We start from the raw sequence: 22,787 nt of genomic DNA, 5'->3' as shown, positions 1-22,787 counted from the left end.
ATCTGGCCGGACAGAAACTCGCCTCAACGCACAGTAATATCAAATCCAGCAACAAAACAGAGAATCAATAAATCTCCTCCCCCGGAAGAAATACTAGATTTAAATAGATCGCCAATCCGATATTATTTAGCGATTAAAATACATTTTCAATAGTACCAAGGAATTTAAAATGGCTGAACAGTTCAAATGGGACCCGAAGAAATCACAGGTATTTGATAGCAGCTATGAATCTCAAGAGAGCCTTTGCACCTCGGCTGTCTCCTTTTCCAAGGAAAACGGAACCAGCTTCCTGATTAATGCGCCGGGAAAAACGCTGACCTTGAGGCAATCCACAGCGACAGACATTGTTTCCTGGAACCCGACGACAGACCAAGAAACTCCGGTAATTTCAGTAACGGGTGGAGAAGTTATCTTTGATTTCATGGGGAATGCACAAACATTATATCTTTATAATCCATTCGGTGACGAAACAATAAAAATACTCAATGGCCGTTTTTTGGTACACAACGTATCAAGATTTATATCAGAATCTGGAAGAATATATCTGGATGAAAACTCCCTCACACACATTCTAACTTCAGATGTAACGGATTTAACATGATCAATTCTATATATAAATAGTAGCGCATTTATTATCGATTCAAAAACTATAAAAACTGGAGAATTCTCTATAAGTGGATCCGACTTCACAGCAAACTCAAACGTATTTGCACTTGATGGAAAGAATATAAACATCACAAACAGTAAATTTGAATTTTATTCAAAAGAATTTTATTTCAGCAAAGAAGCAATCTTCCGCCAGAACATAACAATATTAAACTCAAATCTTAAAGTTCAGTCACCTAGAACATTGATTAGTAACTCTGAAATTGATATTTTTAATTCAAGCCCTCTAGAGATTACTGTATAGGATTATGCTGATTTTACTAACAATCCGGACTTCCGATTCAACTTCATAGTAGATATCGAATTCGGCCCGAATACATCTGAAATTCAATTCAACAATGGAAACGCATTTCTTGCCAGCGCACTTCAAAACCTTGGGCTGATTTGCATTAATGGCGCACCCCAGACTGGAAACAATTGGTCAAGGAATATTTCCTCGGAACTGATGCCGGGCGGAATCCTGATCGTAAAATTGCGCTAATACTCTCACAAGCATCGAAATGCGTCTTCGGAGACTGCGAAGGCATGCGATCGACAGACGATGAAGTAGCAAGACAGATATCGACCAGTTTGGCATGCTGGATCACCATCGAAGGTCCTCAGCATTATCCGTTTTGAAGCAAGAAAGGGCGGCATTTCAACTCCGCCCTTTGACAAATGGTATTTGAATTAGGCCTTCCGCGCTTCCTTGATCGCTTCGATCAGTTCCGGCTCTTTCATGACCCCGCCATAAAGCTTGGTGCCGATAACGAAGGAAGGCGTACCGCCGAAATTGAAGGCTTCGCCCTGATCCATGTTGCGCTCAAGAATGGCGTTGATGCGCTTGGAATCGGCTTTATAGGCTGCATTGAGCTTTGCCGGATCAAGCCCACCCTTCTTCAGCGCCGCATCCACCTGTTCCGGCGTAAGACGACCGGGCGTTGCCATCAAGGCTTCCATGGCCTTTACATAGTTGCCTGACTTTTCCGCAGCCAGAACGAGACGTGCGGCATAAGCCGACGTGTCGCCGAAGATGATCCAGTCCTTCATGACAAGGCGTACATTGCCGTCATTCTTGATCACGCGCATCAGCTCGCCATGCCCCTTCTTGCAATAGGGGCATTGGTAGTCGAAATATTCCACGATGGTCACGTTGCCGTTCGGATTGCCCAGAACCGGAATTTCCTTGTCATAGAGCACTTCCGCAACCGTCGGCACGCGCTGCGCAAGGCTTTCGCCGCCTGAAATCGCAATCGTTGCGGCACCGGCTGCCGTTGCGGCCAATATCTGACGACGGTTCATCATGAGCTTGCTCCTTTGCCCGATTGGGATTTATCCAACACGACGACACGCGCACCGGCGGTGGCGCGCTTGTAGAGATCGAGAATGTCCTGATTGTAGAGACGGATGCAGCCGGATGACGCAGCCTTGCCGACGGACCAGGGCTCGTTGGTGCCGTGGATGCGGTACAGCGTGTCCTTGCCATCACGATAAAGATAAAGCGCACGGGCACCGAGCGGGTTGCGGATGCCACCCTCAAGGCCATTCGCATATTTTGCGTAATGCTCCGGATTGCGCTTGATCATGTTGGCTGTCGGCGTCCAGCGCGGCCACTGCGACTTGTATGCAAGCTTGGCATCGCCCTTGAAAGTCAGACCAGCGCGACCGACACCCACAGAATAACGGATCGCCTTGCCGCCCGGCTGCACGAGATAGAGATAGCGCGCATAGGGATCGACCACGATAGTGCCAACCGGCTCCGTCGTGGCATAATCGACTTCCCGGCGCAGATTGCGATCCGCAATCTTGCTGAGATCAAGTGCCGGAATGAGATTGCCGCGGTCGTTTACCGCGCCATACATGGTCTCATACTCGCTCTTGGCCGGTTGTACTTCCGGTGCCGGTTCGCTAACCGGTTCAACGGCAACAGGCTCCGGCGTGAAAGCAACAGTCTGCGGCATGGTAACGGCAATCGGTCGATCTGCGGATGCGGTCGTACATGCTGCGGCAGCAAAAGGCAGACAGGCAACCACAGCCATCCGTAGCAGCGATCTCCGTGCATCCGGCTTTTCATTCAGTACCATCAATTTCCTTGCCCCCGGGCCATCTCGAAATCCTTTATTTCTAGAGCATTTCCTGTTTTTCCTGAGCCATCGGAAATGCTCTATCTCTTTGTTTTTCGCATTATCCGACGCAAAACCGCTTCGCAGTTTTGCTGGAAATGCTCTAGTCAGCGCTCACAAGGCCTACCGAACGTTCGATAGAGGCGGTCGTGACATCGCCCACCAGTCTGGTCCCCTCCGGTTCCTTGCTGATGCGATCGAAGAAGATCATCGTCGGCGGGCCGGCGACACCAAGCTTTGCCATAAGATCGGCATTGCCGCTGGTAAGCTGCGAAATATCCGCCTTGATGAGCTGATAGTCGCCCAGCGCCTTCTTCACGCTCGCGTCGGGCAAAACCCGGCGCTCCACGGTGGAGCAGCTTACGCACCAGTCCGCCGTGAAATAGACAAGCGTCGGCTTGTCGCCGCGCGCTTCAACAAGTTTCTCCTGAAGGGAAGAAACAGTCTCGACCGGCGCAAATTGCAGCGCGGCCAGATTCTGGTTGCCGCCACGGTTACCGAATGCGGCCAGCGGTTGCAACGGGTCTTTTCCGCCCGAAGCCACGCCGAGCATCAAAATGACGCCGTAAACGAAGGCTGCGGTGCCGATTGTGCGCGCGACAACGCTGTGCCCCGGAATCCTCAGAAACGCGAAACTTGCAGCCCCGAAAAGCAGGAGCGCCCACAGCACCATGTCCACGCCGGGCGGCAGAAGCGGGGCGGCCATGAAGATTGCGGTTGCCAGAAAACCGAAGCCGAAAATCTGCTTCACCGTTTCCATCCATGCGCCTGCGCGCGGAAGCGTGCCAGCGCCAAGCGTGGCGAAAGCAATGAGCGGCAATCCCTTGCCAATACCGAGCGCAAAGAGCGCGGAAGCGCCCAGAGCCACATTGGCCGTCTGCGCAATATAGAGCAGCGCTCCTGCAAGCGGTGCCGTCACGCAAGGCCCGACAATCAGCACGGACGAGAAACCCAGAATGGCGGCGGAACGTTTGGAACCTGTCCGTCGGCCCCCACTCTGTCCAGTGCGCGACGAAATTGCGCTGACCCATGAATTTGGAAGCTGTATCTGGAACAGGCCGAACATGGAAAGCGCCAGAAGCGTGAATAGTCCGGCCAGTGCAAGCGCGGTCCATTTCGACTGCAGCACCATCTGCAGATTCTGCCCCGACCAGCCTGCAATTGCACCCACCACGGCAAAGCCCAGTGCGAGACTGACGACGTAGACGGCGGAAAGCACGAAACCACGCTTTGCCGTCAGCTTTTCACCTTCGCGGGCCAGCGTTCCGGCAAGGATCGGATAGATGGGAAACACGCACGGCGTGAAAGCAAGCAGAACACCGAAAGCCAGAAACGCCGCGATCACCAGCCCGGTGCCGCCCTGATCGAGCAGTCCTTCGACCATGCCTTTTTCGGGTGCAAGGGCAAACGCCGTATTCTGCTCAACGGTTGGCATAGCAGCTGGAGCAAATACCGATGCCTGCGTCAGCGCTTTGGCCTTCTGCCCCATTTCGCTGGATATGGCGAGCGTGACCGGATCGACTGTTCTGGTTTCCGGACGGTAGCAGATGCCGTCTTCCTGACAGCCCTGATAGGTCAGTTCCACCGGCTGTGCATCTGCTTTCACACTTGCTGTGGCATAGGTGTAATAGACTTCAAGCCGTCCGAAATTCGGATCGTCCTTGGGCTGGCCGGGCTGCGTATCGACGGCAAGCGCGTTTCCCTGCCCGTCCTTCGCCTCGATATGATCGCGATAAAGATAGTAACCGTCCGCGATCTGCCAGTTCAGCACGAGACGGCCATCCGTATCCTTCAGCACACTCAGGCGAAAAGCCTGATCGACTGGCAGCGGGTTCGCTGCCGATGCCGGGCCAAGCGCAAGAAACAAACTGATGAATAAGCCAGCGAGGCCCGTAAAGAAACGCATTACGATTTTCCGCATAAATTCGATTCGGACAAATTGATCATGTTGCAAAAGGCGAATGCTCCGGCCACCTTAAGACAGCCTTAAGCTGGCGCGGTGAAAAGCCCGTGAGCTTCTAATTGTCAATGAAGGCGGAAACAGGAACTCATGCGCATACTCGTGGTAGAAGACGACGCGATCCTCCTCGACGGACTGACCGTAGGGTTGGGGCTTGCCGGTTTCACCGTGGATGCCGTTTCCAATTGCGGCGATGCGGAAGCAGCCCTTGCCGCCCAGAACTATCATGCCGTGGTGCTCGACCTGATGCTGCCCGATGGCTCGGGCCTCGACATCCTCAGAACGATGCGGCGCGGCCGCGACGAGACACCGGTGCTGTTGCTGACTGCCCGCGATCAGGTGCCCGAGCGCATTGCCGGCCTTGATGCAGGTGCCGACGATTATGTCGGCAAGCCCTTCGACCTGCATGAGCTTGCAGCCCGCGTGCGCGCTGTCGCCCGACGCGGTGCCGGACGCGCCAATGCCCTGCTTGAATGGCGCGGCGTGGAACTGGACCCGGCGGAGATGTCGGTGCTTCTCCATGGTGAACCCGTCAGGCTGACCCGACGCGAATTCTCGATCCTGCGCGCCTTGATGGAACGGCCGACCGCCACCTTCTCCAAATCCTCACTGGAAGAAGCGCTTTATGGCTGGCAGGAAGAAGTGGAGAGCAACGCGGTGGAAGTCCATATCCATCATCTGCGCTCGAAACTCGGTTCGGATTATATCGAAACGGTGCGTGGGGTCGGCTACCGTCTGGCAGGGGCAAGCGCATGAATTCCATCCGCAGCCGCCTGACCGGCATCCTGATCGGCGTCACTTGTCTTGTCTGGCTTTTCGCGGTGGTGTGGATCCATATCAGCACCCAGTCACAGCTTGAAAAAGTACTCGATGCGCGCCTGATGGAGGCCGCACGCATGGTCAATTCGCTTTTGACCGAGCACCGTGTGGAGGTTGGCCCGGAAGGCGATGGCGGGCAATTGTCGCTGAAGCCAATGCCGGATTTTCCGCTTTATGACCGGCAGCTGTTCTGTCAGATATGGGCGCTTGACGGCAAGCTTGTGGGACGTTCCGAAAGTGCGCCCGGCGTGCGGCTCACCAATGTCGCAAACGGCTTTTCCGATACGGAAGTTGCGGGCGATCGCTGGCGTGTGTTCGCTGTCGAAAATACCCAGCTCGGCCTGCGTGTCATGGTCGGCGACAGCCTGAGCGTTCGTGAAAGGCTGGTGCAGAACGTCGTGGCGGGCCTCGTGCTGCCAGCCCTGCTGATGCTACCTGTTCTGGCGCTCATGATCTGGCTGTGCGTGCGACGCGGTCTCGACCCGCTGAGCCGCCTTGCGTCCGTGCTTTCCAAGCGGCAGGCGCAGGATCTGCGACCGCTGCCCGAACAGAACCTGCCCAAGGAGATCGCACCCGCCGTCACCGCGCTGAACGGGCTTTTCCATCGCGTTGAAGAGGCTCGCGAGCGCGAGCGCAACTTTGCGATCTTTGCCGCGCATGAGCTGAAGACGCCGCTCGCCGGACTGAAGACGCAGGCACAGATTGCCGAAGGTGCGAAGGATGAAAAAATGCGCGCCAATGCAGTGCGCCAGATCGCGGCGGGCGTCGACCGCACCAGCCGCCTCACCAACCAGCTTCTGGATCTGGCAGCGCTTGAAACCAGCGATGAGACTGAAGCACCAGCATGCGAACCTGTGTGCCAGCTTCTGGTTGCGGTTTCCACCGACATGCGGATGCTGGCAGTCCAGCGCGGCATTTCCATCGAATTGCCAGACAACATGCCGCTGGTGCAGTTGCCCTCCCCGCATCTCTTCACGCTTGCTGCCCGCAACCTGATCGAAAATGCCGTCAATCACTCGCCCAGGGATGGCGCCGTGCGCTGCCGGATCGAAGCTGAAGCGGGCAAAGTCAGGCTCACTGTCGAGGATAATGGACCTGGCATTCCCGACAGCGAAATGCCGCATGTAACCGAGCGTTTCTTCCGCGGCGCGCATCGCAACGAAACCGGCAGCGGCCTTGGCCTCGCAATTGTGAAAATGGCGGCAGAACGGATGGGTGGCGAATTGCAGCTGCAAAACCGCTCACAAGGCGGGTTAAGCGCATCAATCATCGTGCCGGGCACGATTGTCGAATGACATAATACTGCGTCCCGCATCATGATCCGGCTGAAGCGGAATATTGACGAATCCTGAGCAAGGCTCTCTTCCCTATTTTTCGGGCCTTCTGGCAGCTGTCTTTGATTTAGATCAATGACAGCTGCTCTCTAAGCGCTGATAGGAAACCTATCGCTATTGCTGTCTCATCCGAGATGGCTCTTGTCATGCGCTGCGAGGGGATTTCATGAACTACGCCGCTGGAACAGTCCTTTCCGGTCTGGGAGCACTTTTTGCCGTGCTTCTGGCCGGATTTTCCCATGATGAGCTGTTCAGAACCCATATGTGGATTCTGTTCGCTACACTGGCCATCTTCACCATTCTTCTGATGCGAAATGCCGATTACGGCCTGACGCCGAAAAAGGTCGACCAGTCCACCTATATGGACGGCCCGATCCGATACGGTGTCATCGCGACGGTTTTCTGGGGAGTGACCGGTTTTCTGGTCGGTGTGGTTATCGCCGCGCAGCTCGCCTTTCCAGATCTCAATCTGGAACCTTACCTGAACTTTGGCCGCCTGCGTCCGCTGCATACCTCTGCGGTTGTTTTTGCGTTTGGCGGAAACATCCTGATCGCGTCATCGTTCTATGTCGTGCAGCGCACCTGCCGCGCCCGCCTCATCGGCGGTGATCTCGCATGGTTTGTATTCTGGGGCTATCAGCTCTTCATCGTCATGGCTGCGACCGGCTATCTGCTCGGCATCACGCAGAGCCGTGAATATGCAGAACCGGAATGGTATGTCGACATCTGGCTCACCATCGTCTGGGTCGCCTATCTGGTCGTGTTCCTCGGCACGATCCTGAAGCGCAAGGAGCCGCATATCTATGTGGCGAACTGGTTCTACCTGTCCTTCATCATCACCATCGCCATGTTGCACATCATCAACAATCTGGCGATCCCGGTCTCCTTCCTCGGCGTGAAGAGCTATTCGGCTTTCTCCGGCGTTCAGGATGCTGTGACGCAGTGGTGGTATGGCCATAACGCCGTTGCCTTCTTCCTGACCGTGCCATTCCTGGCCATGATGTACTATTTCGTGCCCAAGCAGGCAGAGCGTCCGATCTACTCCTACCGCCTGTCGATCGTGCACTTCTGGTCGATCATCTTCCTCTATATCTGGGCTGGTCCGCACCATCTGCATTACACCGCCGTTCCCGATTGGGCGCAGACGCTGGGCATGGTGTTCTCCATCATGCTGTGGATGCCGTCCTGGGGTGGCATGATCAACGGTCTGATGACGCTTTCCGGCGCATGGGACAAGGTCCGTACCGATCCGATCATCCGCCTGATGGTTGCAGCTATCGCCTTCTACGGCATGGCGACCTTTGAAGGCCCGATGCTTTCGATCAAGGCCGTCAATTCGTTGTCGCACTATACGGACTGGACCATCGGTCACGTTCATGCGGGTGCGCTCGGCTGGAACGGCATGATCACCTTTGCCGCCGTCTATTATCTCGCACCGAAGCTGTGGAACCGCCAGCGGCTCTATTCGATCCGCATGGTCAACTGGCACTTCTGGCTGGCGACGCTCGGCATCGTTCTCTATGCGGCGGCCATGTGGGTTGCCGGTATCCAGCAGGGCTTGATGTGGCGCGAATACGACGATCAGGGCTTCCTCGTCTATTCCTTCGCGGAAACCGTGCTCGCCATGTTCCCATATTACGTCATCCGTACGCTTGGCGGCGTGCTCTACCTCGCCGGAGGCTTCGTGATGGCCTGGAACGTCTATCAGACCATTCGCGGCAATCTGCGCAACGAAGCCCCAATGGGCGGTGCGCAGCCTGCAACTGGCACCACCATGCAGCCTGCCGAATAAGGAGCGTGTGATTTATGTCGATACTAAAGAACCACTCCAAGCTGGAGAAAAACGCAACGCTGCTGCTGATCGCATCGCTCGCCGTGGTCACGGTCGGTGGCATCGTTGAAATCGCGCCGCTCTTCTATCTCGAGAACACAATCGAGAAGGTGGAGGGCATGCGCCCCTACTCGCCGCTGGAACTCGCGGGCCGTGACGTCTATGTGCGTGAAGGCTGCTACCTTTGCCACAGCCAGATGATCCGTCCGTTCCGCGACGAGGTGGAACGCTACGGTCATTACAGCCTTGCTGCGGAATCCATGTACGATCATTCGTTCCAGTGGGGTTCCAAGCGCACGGGGCCTGACCTTGCGCGCGTCGGTGGCCGCTATTCGAACGAATGGCACGTGCAGCACCTTGTCCGTCCGCGTGACGTGGTGCCGGAATCGGTCATGCCAAGCTACGCCTTCCTGAAGAACCGTCCGCTGGACGCCTCCAACATTGCTGGCAATCTGAAGGCCAATGTGGCGGTCGGCGTGCCCTACAGCCAGGAAATGATCGACAGCGCGCTGGACGATCTTAAGGCACAGGCTAATCCCGATGCCGATACTTCCGGTGTAGAGGCCCGCTATCCCAAGGCCAAGCTCGGTGATTTCGACGGCAATCCGCAGATGATCTCGGAGATGGACGCACTCATCGCCTATCTCCAGATGCTCGGCACGCTGGTCGACTTCTCGACCTACGACCAGTCCCCCAAAGCGAGATAAAGCGGAGATTTAGCGATGGATTACAATACCATGCGCACGTTCGCCGATAGCTGGGGCTTGCTCGGCATGGCGCTCTTTTTCCTCTTCGTCGTCTTCTACGCCTTCCGGCCAGGCAGCAAGCAGATAGCCGACCACGCGAAGGACATTCCTTTCAAGGATGACGCAAATGACTGACAAGCAAATTGACGATGTCACCGGCGTAGCGACGACCGGCCACGAATGGGACGGCATCAAGGAACTCGACAATCCAATGCCCCGCTGGTGGCTGTGGACATTCTACGCCACCATTTTCTGGGCGATCGCCTATGTCATCGCCTATCCAGCCTGGCCGCTGATTTCCAGCTCCACCGGCGGCGTGCTCGGCTGGTCGAGTCGTGGCGCCTTCTGGGAAGAAACCGCCAAGATCGACAGCGAGCGCCAGGGCATTATCGACCAGATCAAGGCCAAGGACGTGCACGAGATTCTGGCTGATGAAAACCTGCGCCAATATGCGATTGCCGGTGGCGCTGCTGCCTTCCGCGTCAACTGCGTGCAGTGCCACGGTTCTGGCGCACAGGGTGCACCCGGCTATCCGAACCTCAACGATGACGACTGGCTGTGGGGCGGTTCCATCGACGACGTTCTGACGACCATTCGTCATGGTGTGCGCTCGAAGGACGATGCCGACACCCGCGTTTCCGAAATGCCGGCTTTTGTCGACGTGCTGGAACCACAGCAGATCCGCGATGTCGCAGCCTATGTGGTGAGCCTCTCCGGCACACCGCACAATCCGGAAATGGTGCCGGAAGGCAAGAAGGTGTTTGCCGAAAACTGTGCTGTCTGCCATGGCGCGGATGCCAAGGGCCTGCGTGAGTTCGGTGCGCCGAACCTGACAGACGCCATCTGGTTCTATGGTTCCGGCGAGGACGCCATCGTGCGTCAGGTATCGCATCCCAAGCATGGCGTCATGCCTGCATGGGAAACACGCCTCGGCGATGCGACCGTCAAGCAGCTTGCCATCTTTGTCCATTCGCTGGGCGGTGGTGAGTAACAATAACTGGCCCCCGCATCGGAACCGATGCGGGGGCCAGATGCTCCCGGCTTAAACGGCAGGTCGGGATACACTTCAAACCACTGCGTTGGAACGGACGGCGAATAACCACCCGCTCTCAATTGTTGCAAGTGCGATCATTCCGGGAAACCAGCTTCTGTCTTTCCGGGATCACGCTTCAGGAGCAAGGCAAATGTCAGACGATGTCGAACGCATTGACGTTCAGGCAGTCAATTCCCCCAAGACCCGGCAGTCGCTTTATGCGGCGCGGGTGAAGATTTTTCCGAAGCGTGTGCAGGGCGAGTTCCGGCGCTTCAAATGGATTGTCATGCTCATTACACTGGGCATCTACTATCTGACGCCCTGGCTGCGCTGGGATCGCGGTCCCTATGCGCCCGATCAGGCGGTGCTGATCGATCTTGCCAATCGCCGCTTCTATTTCTTCTTTGTCGAAATCTGGCCGCAGGAATTCTACTACGTCGCAGGACTGCTTATCATGGCGGGTCTCGGCCTGTTTCTTGTAACCTCCGTCGCGGGCCGCGCCTGGTGTGGATATACATGTCCGCAGACCGTCTGGGTCGATCTCTATCTGGTCGTCGAGCGCGCCATTGAAGGCGACCGCAATGCGCGCATGAAACTCGACAAGGCACCTTGGACCTTCGACAAGGTCTGGAAGCGGGTTGCCAAACACTCCGTCTGGATCGTCATCGGTGTTCTGACCGGCGGCGCATGGATTTTCTATTTCGCCGATGCGCCGAAGCTGCTCATGGATTTCGTGACAGGTCAGGCCGCACCCGTCGCCTATTTCACCGTCGCCATCCTCACCGCCACCACCTATATTTTCGGCGGGCTGATGCGCGAGCAGGTCTGCACCTATATGTGCCCGTGGCCACGCATTCAGGCTGCGATGCTGGACGAAAATTCGCTCACCGTCACCTATAATGACTGGCGCGGCGAGCCACGCTCACGCCATTCCAAGAAGGCGATTGCCGCAGGCGAAACCGTGGGCGACTGCGTGGATTGCAATGCCTGTGTCGCTGCCTGCCCGATGGGTATCGACATTCGCGACGGCCAGCAGCTCGAATGCATCACCTGTGCGCTGTGCATCGATGCCTGCAATTCGGTGATGGACAAGATCGACAAGCCGCGCGGTCTCATCTCCTATGCAACGCTTGCCGATTACGACTTCAACATGGCGCTGGCGACCAATAATGGCACGGCTCCTATCGATCCGGCACGCGTCTACAAGGCGCCGAACAGCTTCTCGGACAAGGTGCAGAACCTGTCGTGGAAGAAGGTGTTGCGTCCGCGCAGCATGTTCTACTTCGCCGTATGGGCGCTGATCGGCCTGACACTCGTCATCTCGCTTTCGACGCGCCAGCGCATCGGCATCAACGTGTTGCATGATCGCACGCCGCAATATGTGCTTTTGTCGGACGGATCGATCCGCAATGGCTACACGGTCAAGCTGCTCAACATGATCCCGACGCCGCGCACCTTCCGCCTTTCCATTGAGGGCCTGCCGGGGGCAACACTGACGGTGCAAGACGAAACAGCGGATACAAACGGTAATTACGATGTTCCGGTGGAGCCGGACCGTCTGAAGACATTGCGTGTCTTCGTCACCATGCCGCATGATGCGATTACCGATCATCGCAAGGACTATGAAATCGAAGTGCGTGACGCAAACGGTGCGGAACATGCACGTTACAAGGCAACTTTCATGGCACCGGAGGGCAGATAATGTCGATCAAGTCGAAAACTCCAGGCACGTTTACCGGCTGGCATATGCTGGGCATCATGCTCGCTTTCTTCGGTGTCATTATCGCCGTCAATCTGACCATGGCCTATAATGCCATCCATAGCTGGAGCGGGCTGGTGGTGAAGAACACCTATGTCGCCAGTCAGGAGTTCAACGACAAGGCACAGACCGGCAAGGAGCAGGCCGCGCTGCAATGGCAGTCGAAGCCTGCTTTTGAAAGCGGCATCTTCACCTGGCAGCTGGCCGATCGTGACGGCAAGGCCGTCGCCATGACCGGCGGCACGGTTGAGTTCAAGCGCCCTGTCGGCGATGTGCACGACACCAAGGTCACGCTGACAGTCCGCGAACCCGGCGTGCTGACCGCTCCGCTGGAACTGGGCGAAGGCGCCTGGATCATGGAAGTGAATGCCGATGCCGGTCTTGAAGACCCCTATCGCCATATCATCCGCGTTCTTGTGAAGGACGGGAGGATACTATGAGCTGCTGCGTCGAGAATGCACAGATAGCGACCGTCGTTCAGGCCGTCTCTGTAGATGAAATGCAGGTCGCAAGCCGTGCGCTTGGAGACGGCTTTCGCCAGCTCGACCTGTCGGTTCCCGGTGTTCATTGCGGCCTGTGCATCAAGAATATCGAGGAGACGCTCGGCAAGATCGCGGGCGTTGCCTATGTCCGCGTCAACCTGACGGCGCGCCGCGTCACCGTGCGCTGGAAAGATGGCGAGACGCCGCCAGATGTGGTCGATCCGCTCCGCAGGCTCGGTTATGAAGCGCATATCTTCGACATGGCGCAGGACAAGGACCCCACCTTCACGCGGCTCCTGATCGCGCTTGGCGTCGCGGCCTTTGCTTCGAGCAATGTCATGCTTCTGTCTGTCGCGGTCTGGTCGGGTGCGGATGCCGCGACACGCGACATGTTTCACTGGATTTCCGGCCTTATCGCCCTGCCGACGCTGATCTATTCAGGCCGCATTTTCTATGTTTCAGCCTGGAATGCGCTGCGCGCACGACGCGTGAACATGGATGTGCCGATTGCACTCGCAATCACGCTCGCCTTCGGCATGAGCGTTTATGAGACGATGAACCATGGCCAGCACGCCTATTTCGACGCATCGGTGACACTGCTGTTCTTCCTGCTGATCGGTCGCACGCTCGATTACATGATGCGTGCCCGTGCCCGTTCCGCCGTGCGCGGACTGGCGCAGCTCGGCAGCCGCGGCGCGGTGGTGATCGGCGAGAACGACGAACGCAATTACCTGCCGGTCAACGAAATCCGCCCCGGAATGCGCATCATCCTTGCAGCAGGTGAGCGCGTACCTGTCGATGCCAAAGTGGAAGAAGGCCGCTCAGAACTCGATTGCGCCATTGCATCGGGTGAAAGCGATGCGGTCCCGGTCGGCCCCGGCTCGGATATCCGCGCAGGCACGCTTAATCTTTCCACGCCTCTTATCATCCGCGCGACGGCGGAAGCCAAGGATTCCTTCCTCGCCGAAATGGTGCGGCTGATGGATGTCGCCGAAGGTGGCCGCGCTTACTATCGCCGCCTCGCCGACCGCGCTTCTGAACTCTACGTGCCGATGGTCCATACGATTGCCTTTGCGGCCTTTGTCGGTTGGATGATCTACACCGGTGGCGACTGGTATCGCTCCATCTATATCGCGATCTGCACCCTCATCATCACCTGCCCTTGCGCGCTCGCCCTTGCAGTGCCGATTGTGCAGGTGGTTGCGGCCCGTCGCCTCTTCGAAAACGGCATCATGATCAAGGACGGCTCCGCCATGGAACGGATGGCCGAGATCGACACTGCCATTTTCGACAAGACCGGCACATTGACCCTCGGTCAGCCGAGACTGATTGATGCCGATGCGATTGATCCCCACAATCTGGAAATCGCAGCCGAGCTGTCGCTTTATTCGCGCCATCCTTTGTCGCGCGCGCTTGCGCTGTTCTCGGGCGCAAAACCGATGACCGCATTTACCCGTATCGAGGAAGTGCCGGGCGCAGGCATCGAAGCAGAGCTCAACGGCTCCATCTATCGGCTTGGCAAGCGGGACTGGGCGGATGGTACCGCTGTCATGCCTCATGCAGATGGCCCCGAAACCTGTCTTTCCATTGATGGCAAGCTGGTTGAAACCTTCCGTTTTGAAGATCAGCCGCGCGAAGACGCTGCCGGAGCCATCGCCACACTGAAGCGCAACGGCCTGAAGCTTGGCATCATTTCCGGCGACAGGCTGTCTGCCGTCGAAAGGCTAGCAGGCTATCTCGGCGTCGACAATTTTCACGCTCAGGTACTGCCTGCCGACAAGTCGGAGCTGGTGCAGAAGCTGTCGAGCGAAGGCAGCAAGGTTTTGATGGTCGGCGACGGATTGAACGATGCTCCGGCCCTTGTCGCCGCCCATGTTTCCATGGCCCCGGCGACGGCAGCCGACATTGGCCGCAATGCAGCAGATTTCGTCTTTCTGCGCGAAAGCCTGTCGGCAGTACCGCTTGCCTTTGCCGTCTCGAAGGAAGCGGGCCGGTTGATCAGCCAGAATTTTGCGCTTTCCATCGGCTATAATATCATAGCCGTGCCCATTGCGATTTTCGGCTATGTCACCCCGCTGGTGGCTGCACTTTCGATGTCGCTGTCGTCCATCGTGGTCGTCAGCAACGCATTGCGGTTGCGGGCCGGAAAACAAAAGCAACAGACGCAGAAGACCATCGCGCCTGTTGCTATCATCAAGGAAGCGCACAAATGAGCGGACTTCTCTTTCTCATTCCGATCGCGCTGTTTCTGGGCCTGCTTGGCCTTGTCGCCTTTCTCTGGTCGTTGAAAAACGGCCAGTATGACGATCTGGATGGGGCGGCCAGTCGCATCCTGTTGGACGACGAGTCTAAGCCACTATCAAAATAGCTCTGAGATCATTGACATTCGTGCCGGTTGGCCCCGGTACGAACAGATCCCCGATGGCGTCGAATGCCGTCCATGCATCATTGGCGTTGAGCCGCGCCGCGCCATCCTCGCCCGCTTTTTGCAGACGCAAAACAGTGGAACCATCGGCAAAGGCTCCTGCATTGTCCTCCGATCCGTCGATACCATCCGTGTCAGCGGCCAGCGCATGGATATTGTCATAACCATCAATATCGAGGGCAAAAGACAGCAGGAACTCGCTGTTGCGTCCACCCTTGCCGCCCTTGCCGCGAATGGTGACGGTCGTCTCACCGCCTGACAGAATGACCACTGGCTTCCTGAACGGGCGGTCACGGTCGGCCACCTCGCGGGCAATCGCCGCATGAACATGCGCCACTTCCCGCGCCTCGCCTTCCATCGCATCGGAGAGAATCACCGCTTCGACGCCATGACGCGCGGCTTCCTTCACTGCCGCTTCCAGCGAAACAGCAGCGGAAGCAATGACGCGCACTTCGTTCCTCGCAAAAACCTTGTCATCCGGTTTTGGCGCGTGAGCCTTCTCGCTCTTGATGTGCGCAAGCACAGCATCGGGCAGTTCAAGGCGATAGCGTTCGATGATTTTCAAAGCCTCATCGCGGTTTGTCTCGTCCGGCACAGTTGGGCCGGAAGCCACGAAGGCCGGATTATCGCCCGGAATATCCGAGACAACGAGCGAAAAGACCTTTGCCGGATGTGCGGCTGCGGCCAGCCTGCCGCCCTTGATTGTCGACAGATGTTTGCGGACCGCATTCATCGCCGAGATCGGCGCACCGGACGCAAGCAGGATTTTGTTGACGGCGATTTCGTCCTCAAGCGTCAACCCGTCCGGCGGCGAGGGCAACAAGGCAGACCCACCACCGGAAACAAGCGCCACCACGAGGTCATCTTCGGTGAGGTCGGACACCGCATCGAACAGTCGCTTCGAGGCTTGAAGCCCTGCAGCATCGGGAACCGGATGCGCGGCTTCGATGATTTCGATACGCTCGCAGGGCGCGCCATAGCCATAGCGCGTGACCACCACGCCCTCCAATGGGGCATCGTGTTTCTCGGCCCAGGCCCGCTCGAAAGCCGCCGCCATTTGCGCCGAGCCCTTACCCGCACCGATGACAATCGTGCGCCCCTTCGGCTTGGCCGGAAGATTGGCACGGATCACCAGTTCGGGATCGGCAGCCGCAACAGCGGCATCGAAAAGGCTGGTCAGAAATTTCTTCGGGTCGGCAATCGTGGTCATGAGTTTCCCGGTCTTGATTATCGTTTGACGGCACTATTCCGCGCTACACGTATAAAATCAATGGAGCCGGCCACTTCCTCCAAGCAGCCAGCTCCACCCCTCTCCCTCCAGAGAAGTCAGGTCTGTTTTAGCACCACAGTTGCAAACTCGTCAGGCCGTGGCGAAAAGAGTGATTTTCGAGCAACGGAGCGGAGCGTACTTAAGGGTACGTGAGCACCGGAGCGCAAAAAATTGCTCTTTGCAGTCCGGCATCACGAGGAATGCAGCTGTAGTGTCAGGCGACGTCGTGGTTCGCCATCCGTTCCAGAGCACGCACCAGACCCGAATGGTCGAGACCATCATCGCCATGCGCCGCGCAGGAATTGAACAGTTCCTGTGCCGTGGCAGTGTTCGGCAACGAAACACCGAGCGCCTTTGCGCCTTGCAGCGCAAGGTTCAAGTCCTTCTGGTGCAGCGAAATGCGGAAGCCCGGATCGAAAGTACGCTTGATCATGCGTTCGCCATGCACTTCGAGAATGCGGGACGATGCAAAGCCACCCATCAGGGCTTCGCGCACCTTTGCCGGGTCTGCGCCTGCCTTGGAAGCGAAAACCAATGCTTCGGCAACAGCCTCGATATTGAGTGCGACGATGATCTGGTTTGCAACCTTGGTCGTCTGGCCATCACCGCAATCGCCGACGAGCGTGATGTTCTTGCCCATGAGCTTCAGGAGCGGCAGAGCGCGGTCGAACGATTCCTGCGAGCCGCCAGCCATGATGGAGAGGCTGGCATTCTTCGCGCCGACCTCACCGCCCGAAACCGGTGCATCGACATATTCGCCACCTGTCGCACGGACCTTCTTCGCAAATTCCTTCGTCTCGATGGGGGAAATCGAGCTCATGTCGATGAGCAACTTGCCTTTGCCAAGGCCACCGATCGCGCCACCCTCGCCGAAAATAACTTCGGCTACCTGCGGCGTGTCCGGCAGCATGAGGATAATGGTGTCGCACTCTTCGGCAACAGCCTTCGGCGTTTCCAGAATTTGCAGACCGTTGTCGATCAGCTCCTGGCGTGGTGGAGGATTGAACCGGGAGGTGAAGAGCTGATGTCCCGCATCCTGCAAATGACGCGCCATCGGCGTGCCCATGATCCCCAGTCCGATGAAGCCTATCTTGGCCATGTCGCTTACTCCCTAATCAAATTTATGCAGTCAGCCGTTCTTTATGCGGTCAGCCGTTCGGCTTCATGGTTCTTGAACCAGCCGAGGCCTTCTTCAGTGGTGGTCTTCGGCTTGTATTCGCAGCCGATCCAGCCCTTGTATCCGGCGTTTTTCAGTGCTTCGAACACGTTCGGATAGTTGATCTCACCGGTGCCCGGCTCATTGCGGCCCGGATTGTCGGCGAGCTGAACATGGGCAATCAGCGGCTTGTAACGTTCATACGTTGCAACCAGCTCGCCGCGTGTCCGCTGCTGATGGTAGAGATCGTACTGGATGAACAGGTTGTTGCTGCCCACTTCGTCGATGATCGAAACCGCCTGCTCCACCGTGTTGAGATAGAAGCCCGGAATATCATAGTGGTTGATCGGCTCGATCAGCAGGCGAATGCCATGCTTGCCCAGTTCCTTTGCCGCCAGACGCAGATTGCTGACAAAAGTGGCGCGCAAAACGTCCGGATCGACACCTTGCGGGGCAATGCCGGAAAGGCAGTTGACCTGCGAACAGTTGAGCGTCGTGGCATAATCGATGGCATCGGCCACACCGCGCCGGAAATCATCGACGCGATCCGGCAGAACCGCAATGCCACGCTCGCCGCCAGCCCAATTGCCTGCAGGCAGATTGTGCAGGACCTGCGCCAGATTATGCTTGGTCAGCACCGCCTTCAGCTCGTGCCGGTTGAACTCGTAAGGGAAGAGATATTCCACCCCGGTGAAACCGGCCTTTGCGGCCAGTGCGAAGCGGTCCATGAAAGGCACTTCATTGAAGAGCATTGTGAGATTGGCTGCAAATCTCGGCATTTTCGCCTCCTTATAATTCTCTATTTGCGCAATTGCGGACAAAACCGGGAATTGCTCTTAATCCAAAAGCGCTGCGATAGCGGTCGGCGCATCTTCGCCACGTTCGGCCAGTTCCTCGAATTCGACAACCTGATCGATGTCGACACCCATGGAAATATTGGTAACGCGTTCCAGAATGAATTCCAGAACCACCGGCACCTGATGCTCCGCCATAAGCGCTTTTGCCTGTTCAAAACTTTCGGCAAACTGGTTGGGGCTGCGAACCCGGATCGCCTTGCAGCCGAGGCCTTCGGCGACAGCCACGTGATCGACGCCATAGCCCTTTTCCGCGTCGCCATTGGCATTGATGTTGTCGAAGGCGAGGCTCACCTCGAAATCCATGTTGAAGCCGCGCTGCGCCTGACGGATCAGGCCGAGATAGGAATTGTTCACGACCACATGAATGTAGGGCAGCTTGTGCTGTGCGCCGACCGCCAGTTCCTCGATCATGAACTGGAAATCATAGTCGCCGGAAAGCGCAACAATCGGACGGTCAGGATCGGCAGCACGCACGCCGAGCGCTGCTGGCAGCGTCCAGCCGAGCGGACCGGCCTGACCGCAATTGATCCAGTTGCGTGGGCGATAGACATGCAGGAACTGCGCACCCGCAATCTGGCTGAGGCCAATGGTCGTGACATAGCAGGTATCGCGACCGAACGCCTTGTTCATCTCCTCATAAACGCGCTGCGGCTTGAGCGGCGTCTGATCGAAATGCGTCTTGCGTAGCATGGTGCGCTTGCGCTCGCCGCATTCCTTGGCCCAGTCCGACCAGTCACGCAGCTTGCCGACAGACTTCCATTCGGTCGCAACGTCCAGCAGCAGCTTCAGCGCCTTGCCTGCATCCGAAACAATACCGAAGTCCGGTGCAAAGACACGGCCGATCTGCGTCGGCTCAATGTCGATATGGATGAACTTGCGATCTTTCTTATAGGTGTCGACATTACCCGTATGACGGTTTGCCCAGCGGTTACCGATGCCGATGACGACATCGGAGGCCAGCAGATTGGCATTGCCATAGCGGTGCGAGGTCTGCAGACCGCACATGCCTGCCATCAGGCGATGGTCGTCGGGAATGACGCCCCAGCCCATCAGGGTCGGGATGACCGGAATGCCTGTGATTTCGGCGAACTCAACCAGAAGATCGGACGCATCGGCATTGATGATGCCACCACCAGCGACGATCAGCGGACGTTCCGCCTCGTTAAGCATGGCGAGCGCCTTTTCGGCCTGTGCCCGCGTGGCAGCAGGCTTGTAGGCTTCCATCGGCTGGTAAGTGTCGATGTCGAATTCGATTTCGGCAAGCTGGACATCAATCGGCAGGTCGATCAGAACCGGACCGGGACGGCCCGACTTCATGATGTGAAACGCCTTCTGGAAAACAAAAGGCACCAATGCCGGTTCCATGACCGTGACCGCCCACTTGGTGACGGGGGCTGCGATCTTGGCGATATCGACCGCCTGAAAGTCTTCCTTGTCCAGACGCGCACGTGGCGCTTGACCCGTGATGCATAGGATCGGGATCGAGTCAGCCGAAGCCGAATAGAGACCCGTGATCATATCCGTTCCGGCGGGGCCGGAGGTGCCGATGCAGACGCCAAGATTGCCATGCTTTGCGCGGGTATAGCCCTCGGCCATATGCGAAGCACCTTCGACATGACGCGCCAGTATGTGGCGGATCGAGCCGCGCGCTTTCATCGCCGAATAAAATGGATTGATCGCTGCGCCCGGTACACCGAAAGCACAATTGATCCCTTCTCTTTCCAGCACAAGCACGGCTGCATCGACTGCACGCATTCTGGCCATGACGGCTCCCTCCTCAAGCGGCGTCCGTTCCTGTGGAACAGCTATTGCCGCTTTGTTTCTTTTTCTCACGCATTTCCAGACGCAAACGGCTTACGCACTTTTGCTGGAGATGCTCTGTGGAATTAATCTCCATTTACAAAAGCTAATATCAAAAAATGGAAATGCATACCATTATATGGAAATAAAGATTTTCAACGGAATGGAGATAATCCGTCGATGCCTTTCCGAGTAGCAATGGATGCGATAGTGGTAATTCGTGAGTTTAGAGCGTGGTTCGATCTGATTGAATCAGATCACGCTCTAACTGTTTGTTTTGACGCGCATCTTGTCCGAAAACCGTTTCACACTTTTCGGGATGCGCTCTAAGGCGGGATTCGGAGACGATGATGGAACAGGCAAAGGTAAAGCGGGGCCGCAAGGCGGCGGAAAACGCCGCGCCCTCGTCTGTGCAGGTTCTGGACCGAAGCCTGAAGCTGCTGGCATTAATCGCCGAAAATGACGGTTCGACACTGACCGACCTTGCCGAGGAGAGCGGCATGGCGCCTTCAACCGTGCACCGCCTTCTGTCGTCGCTGGCAAATCATGGTATGGTTTCCCACGATCTGGAAAGCGGAGACTGGACCATCGGCGTCAAGGCTTTCGAAATCGGCAATGCCTTTCGCCGGTTCCGCAAGCTCGGCATTCTGGCGCGGCCTTATCTCAAGACCTTGATGGAAACGAGCGGCGAAACCGCCAATATCGGCGTCGAGGACGGCGGCGATGTCGTGTTCATCTCGCAGATCGAAAGCCATGCGCCGATGCGCGCCTTTTTCCGGCCCGGGCGGCGCGGGCCCATCCATGCATCCGGCATTGGCAAGGCCATATTGTCCACCTGGTCGGACAAGGAAATCGCGCACGCTCTTTCGGGGCGCACGCTTGAACATTTCACGCAGCGCACGCTCGACAGCCTGCCAGCGCTCTTGAAAGACATTCAGGCAACCCGCACCCGTGGCTGGTCGATTGATGATGAAGAACATACGCTCGGCATGTGCTGCATCGCCGCTCCCATCTTCAATGAATATGGCGAGGCGATTGCTGGTATTTCCGTTTCCGGCCCTGCGGTGCGCCTGCCGAAAAAGAGGCTCGAGGAGTTCGGGCCGCTGATCCGCTCCACCGCCGACGAGCTGACCCGTGCCATGGGCGGCAAACGCCCGGAAGAGTTTTAATAAAAAGACCCGCAGCGGATCGCTCCGCCACGGGTCATCCTCCTCCAAGGATTGGAGTAATCAGGCCAGTTCTGCCTTGAGCGGCTTGCCAGCCACATAGGTTTCGACGATGGCGCGGTCATCGCCCAGCGTCTGCAACAGGAACAGTTCCTGCTCCAGCGTCGCGCCAGCCGCCATGCGAAGCCGCATCGGCGATGTGGCTGATGAATCCAGCACCACGATATCGGCTTCCGTGCCCTCGTCGAGCGTACCGATCTTGTCTTCCATCGACAGCGCACGGGCATTGCCCAGCGTCAACATGTAGAATGACTGGAACGGGTTCAGACGCTGTTCGCGCAGCTGCAGGACTTTGTAACCCTCGTCCATAGTGCGCAGCATGGAGAAACTGGTGCCACCACCAACATCGGTCGCCACCGCCATGCGCACGCCCGATGCTTTTAAGCGGTCGCGATCGAAAAGACCCGAGCCGAGGAACATATTTGAAGTCGGGCAGAACACGGCAATCGAACCGGTTTCCGCCATGACGCGCACTTCGCGCGGCTCCAGATGGATCGAATGGCCAAGCAGGGTCTTGTCACCCAATAGACCGTAATGCTCGTATATGCCGAGATAATCCGGTGCATCGGGATAAAGCGACTTGGTGAAAGAGATTTCGTCGTGATTTTCCGAAAGATGCGTCTGGATGTAGCTGCCGGGATGCTCACGAACAAGCGCCTGGCTTGCCTCAAGCTGCTCCGGTGTGGACGTAATGGCAAAGCGCGGGGTGATCACATAATCGAGGCGGCCTTTGCCCTGCCAGCGTGCGATCAGCGCCTTCGTATCGTCATAGCCGGACTTTGCCGTGTCGCAGAGTGCTGGCGGCGCATTGCGATCCATCATGACCTTGCCGCCGAGCATGCGCATGTTGCGATGTTGCGAGGCGCGGAAATAGGCATCGACGCTCTGCGGATGTACCGAGCAGTAAGCAACCGCCGTGGTGGTGCCGTGGCGGATCAGCTCGTCAAGAAAGCGCTCCGCAATGAATTCGGCATGCTGCTCATCGGCAAATTTCTGTTCAGCGACGAACGTATAGGTATTGAGCCACTCCAGCAGATTGGCTGCATAAGAAGCGACCACCTGCGTCTGCGGATAATGGATATGCGTATCGATGAAACCGGGCAGGATCAGGTGCGGGCGATGGTCGGCGACGTTGACGTCGTTGCCTGCCATGCTGCTTACTTCAGCATAGTCCCCGACGTGCTGGATGCGGCCATCTTCGACAAGAACAGCGCCGTGTTCGATATAGCGGTAAGCGGCATTGTCATCGAGGCTCTGCGGTTCGTCACGAAAGGTCAGCACGCGGCCGCGGATAAGAAGCTTGGTCATTTTAGTCGTGGTC

20 protein-coding genes are annotated in these 22,787 nt (G+C 57.1%); 12 read left to right on the top strand and 8 right to left on the bottom strand.

All coding sequences use genetic code 11. The features are described from left to right. Positions 1 to 169 precede the first annotated feature (169 nt). Positions 170 to 601 carry a hypothetical protein gene (locus ABDF71_RS03670; RefSeq protein ID WP_151615835.1) on the top strand — a complete coding sequence of 144 codons (432 nt, stop codon included), beginning with the start codon at positions 170 to 172 and terminating at the stop codon, positions 599 to 601. Positions 602 to 1,335: 734 nt separating this feature from the next. Here the strand turns inward: ABDF71_RS03670 and ABDF71_RS03665 are convergent. The 3 genes from ABDF71_RS03665 to dsbD all read right to left on the bottom strand — a co-directional run bounded on the left by ABDF71_RS03665 (position 1,336) and on the right by dsbD (position 4,674). Then, positions 1,336 to 1,950 carry a DsbA family protein gene (locus tag ABDF71_RS03665; RefSeq protein WP_040129858.1) on the bottom strand — a complete coding sequence of 205 codons (615 nt, stop codon included), beginning with the start codon at positions 1,948 to 1,950 and terminating at the stop codon, positions 1,336 to 1,338. Beyond that, on the bottom strand, positions 1,947 to 2,729 hold the full coding sequence (locus ABDF71_RS03660) for a L,D-transpeptidase (RefSeq protein ID WP_258123280.1): 783 nt from the start codon (positions 2,727 to 2,729) through the stop codon (positions 1,947 to 1,949). Before ABDF71_RS03660 ends, ABDF71_RS03665 begins: the two co-directional genes overlap by 4 nt. 142 nt (positions 2,730 to 2,871) lie before the next feature. Next, positions 2,872 to 4,674: a protein-disulfide reductase DsbD gene (gene dsbD / locus ABDF71_RS03655; protein WP_151615024.1), complete on the bottom strand. Its 1,803-nt coding sequence runs from the start codon at positions 4,672 to 4,674 to the stop codon at positions 2,872 to 2,874. A 144-nt stretch (positions 4,675 to 4,818) separates the two neighbouring features. On the opposite strand from dsbD, the gene ABDF71_RS03650 reads away from it, so the two are divergent. From ABDF71_RS03650 to ccoS, 10 genes are all read left to right on the top strand, one after another. Then, the gene (locus ABDF71_RS03650) at positions 4,819 to 5,484 is read left to right on the top strand and encodes a response regulator (RefSeq protein WP_012090755.1); all 666 of its coding nucleotides are present in this window, start codon (positions 4,819 to 4,821) and stop codon (positions 5,482 to 5,484) included. Continuing rightward, positions 5,481 to 6,842 carry an ATP-binding protein gene (locus ABDF71_RS03645; protein ID WP_010658293.1) on the top strand — a complete coding sequence of 454 codons (1,362 nt, stop codon included), beginning with the start codon at positions 5,481 to 5,483 and terminating at the stop codon, positions 6,840 to 6,842. Before ABDF71_RS03650 ends, ABDF71_RS03645 begins: the two co-directional genes overlap by 4 nt. Before the next feature lie 205 nt (positions 6,843 to 7,047). After that, a complete protein-coding gene (gene ccoN / locus ABDF71_RS03640; protein ID WP_012090753.1) occupies positions 7,048 to 8,673 on the top strand; it encodes a cytochrome-c oxidase, cbb3-type subunit I in 1,626 nt (541 codons plus the stop codon). 14 nt (positions 8,674 to 8,687) lie between these two features. After that, entirely contained in the window at positions 8,688 to 9,419 is a 732-nt protein-coding gene (gene ccoO / locus ABDF71_RS03635; protein WP_151615023.1) for a cytochrome-c oxidase, cbb3-type subunit II, read from the top strand. 15 nt (positions 9,420 to 9,434) lie between these two features. Continuing rightward, complete coding sequence (locus ABDF71_RS03630; RefSeq protein ID WP_010658290.1) at positions 9,435 to 9,593, top strand: CcoQ/FixQ family Cbb3-type cytochrome c oxidase assembly chaperone; 159 nt, start codon at positions 9,435 to 9,437, stop codon at positions 9,591 to 9,593. Continuing rightward, entirely contained in the window at positions 9,586 to 10,449 is an 864-nt protein-coding gene (gene ccoP / locus ABDF71_RS03625; protein ID WP_010658289.1) for a cytochrome-c oxidase, cbb3-type subunit III, read from the top strand. Before ABDF71_RS03630 ends, ccoP begins: the two co-directional genes overlap by 8 nt. 193 nt (positions 10,450 to 10,642) lie before the next feature. Further along, complete coding sequence (ccoG, locus tag ABDF71_RS03620; RefSeq protein WP_010658288.1) at positions 10,643 to 12,193, top strand: cytochrome c oxidase accessory protein CcoG; 1,551 nt, start codon at positions 10,643 to 10,645, stop codon at positions 12,191 to 12,193. Further along, positions 12,193 to 12,690, top strand: coding sequence for a FixH family protein (locus ABDF71_RS03615; protein WP_040129865.1), 498 nt, complete (start codon positions 12,193 to 12,195; stop codon positions 12,688 to 12,690). Before ccoG ends, ABDF71_RS03615 begins: the two co-directional genes overlap by 1 nt. After that, complete coding sequence (locus ABDF71_RS03610) at positions 12,687 to 14,945, top strand: cation-translocating P-type ATPase (protein ID WP_151615022.1); 2,259 nt, start codon at positions 12,687 to 12,689, stop codon at positions 14,943 to 14,945. The genes ABDF71_RS03615 and ABDF71_RS03610 overlap by 4 nt, the downstream gene beginning before the upstream one ends. Beyond that, positions 14,942 to 15,100 (top strand): cbb3-type cytochrome oxidase assembly protein CcoS, encoded by a 159-nt coding sequence (gene ccoS, locus ABDF71_RS03605; protein WP_010658285.1) that lies wholly within the window; start codon positions 14,942 to 14,944, stop codon positions 15,098 to 15,100. Before ABDF71_RS03610 ends, ccoS begins: the two co-directional genes overlap by 4 nt. Here ccoS and ABDF71_RS03600 read toward each other — a convergent pair. The 4 genes from ABDF71_RS03600 to gcl form a co-directional block, all read right to left on the bottom strand. Beyond that, positions 15,081 to 16,367, bottom strand: coding sequence for a glycerate kinase type-2 family protein (locus ABDF71_RS03600; RefSeq protein WP_040129869.1), 1,287 nt, complete (start codon positions 16,365 to 16,367; stop codon positions 15,081 to 15,083). The two genes, ccoS and ABDF71_RS03600, sit on opposite strands and share 20 nt — an antisense overlap. Before the next feature lie 274 nt (positions 16,368 to 16,641). Next, entirely contained in the window at positions 16,642 to 17,526 is an 885-nt protein-coding gene (locus tag ABDF71_RS03595) for a 2-hydroxy-3-oxopropionate reductase (protein ID WP_029925676.1), read from the bottom strand. A gap of 41 nt (positions 17,527 to 17,567) precedes the next feature. After that, positions 17,568 to 18,362 (bottom strand): hydroxypyruvate isomerase, encoded by a 795-nt coding sequence (gene hyi, locus ABDF71_RS03590; RefSeq protein ID WP_125300569.1) that lies wholly within the window; start codon positions 18,360 to 18,362, stop codon positions 17,568 to 17,570. Between the two features lie 57 nt (positions 18,363 to 18,419). Beyond that, entirely contained in the window at positions 18,420 to 20,204 is a 1,785-nt protein-coding gene (gene gcl, locus ABDF71_RS03585; RefSeq protein WP_151615021.1) for a glyoxylate carboligase, read from the bottom strand. 386 nt (positions 20,205 to 20,590) lie between these two features. Here gcl and ABDF71_RS03580 point away from each other — a divergent pair, with 386 nt between their 5' ends. After that, positions 20,591 to 21,409, top strand: coding sequence for an IclR family transcriptional regulator (locus ABDF71_RS03580; protein ID WP_125300568.1), 819 nt, complete (start codon positions 20,591 to 20,593; stop codon positions 21,407 to 21,409). A gap of 60 nt (positions 21,410 to 21,469) precedes the next feature. Here ABDF71_RS03580 and guaD read toward each other — a convergent pair whose 3' ends face one another. Next, positions 21,470 to 22,774 (bottom strand): guanine deaminase, encoded by a 1,305-nt coding sequence (gene guaD, locus ABDF71_RS03575; protein ID WP_151615020.1) that lies wholly within the window; start codon positions 22,772 to 22,774, stop codon positions 21,470 to 21,472. Positions 22,775 to 22,787 lie beyond the last annotated feature (13 nt).

Origin of the sequence: Ochrobactrum sp. WV_118_8 (genome assembly GCF_039631535.1) — a bacterium.
GTDB lineage: Bacteria > Pseudomonadota > Alphaproteobacteria > Rhizobiales > Rhizobiaceae > Brucella > Brucella anthropi.
The sequence above is the reverse complement of the archived record's forward strand: the minus strand, read 5'-3'. Positions and strand labels throughout refer to the sequence as shown.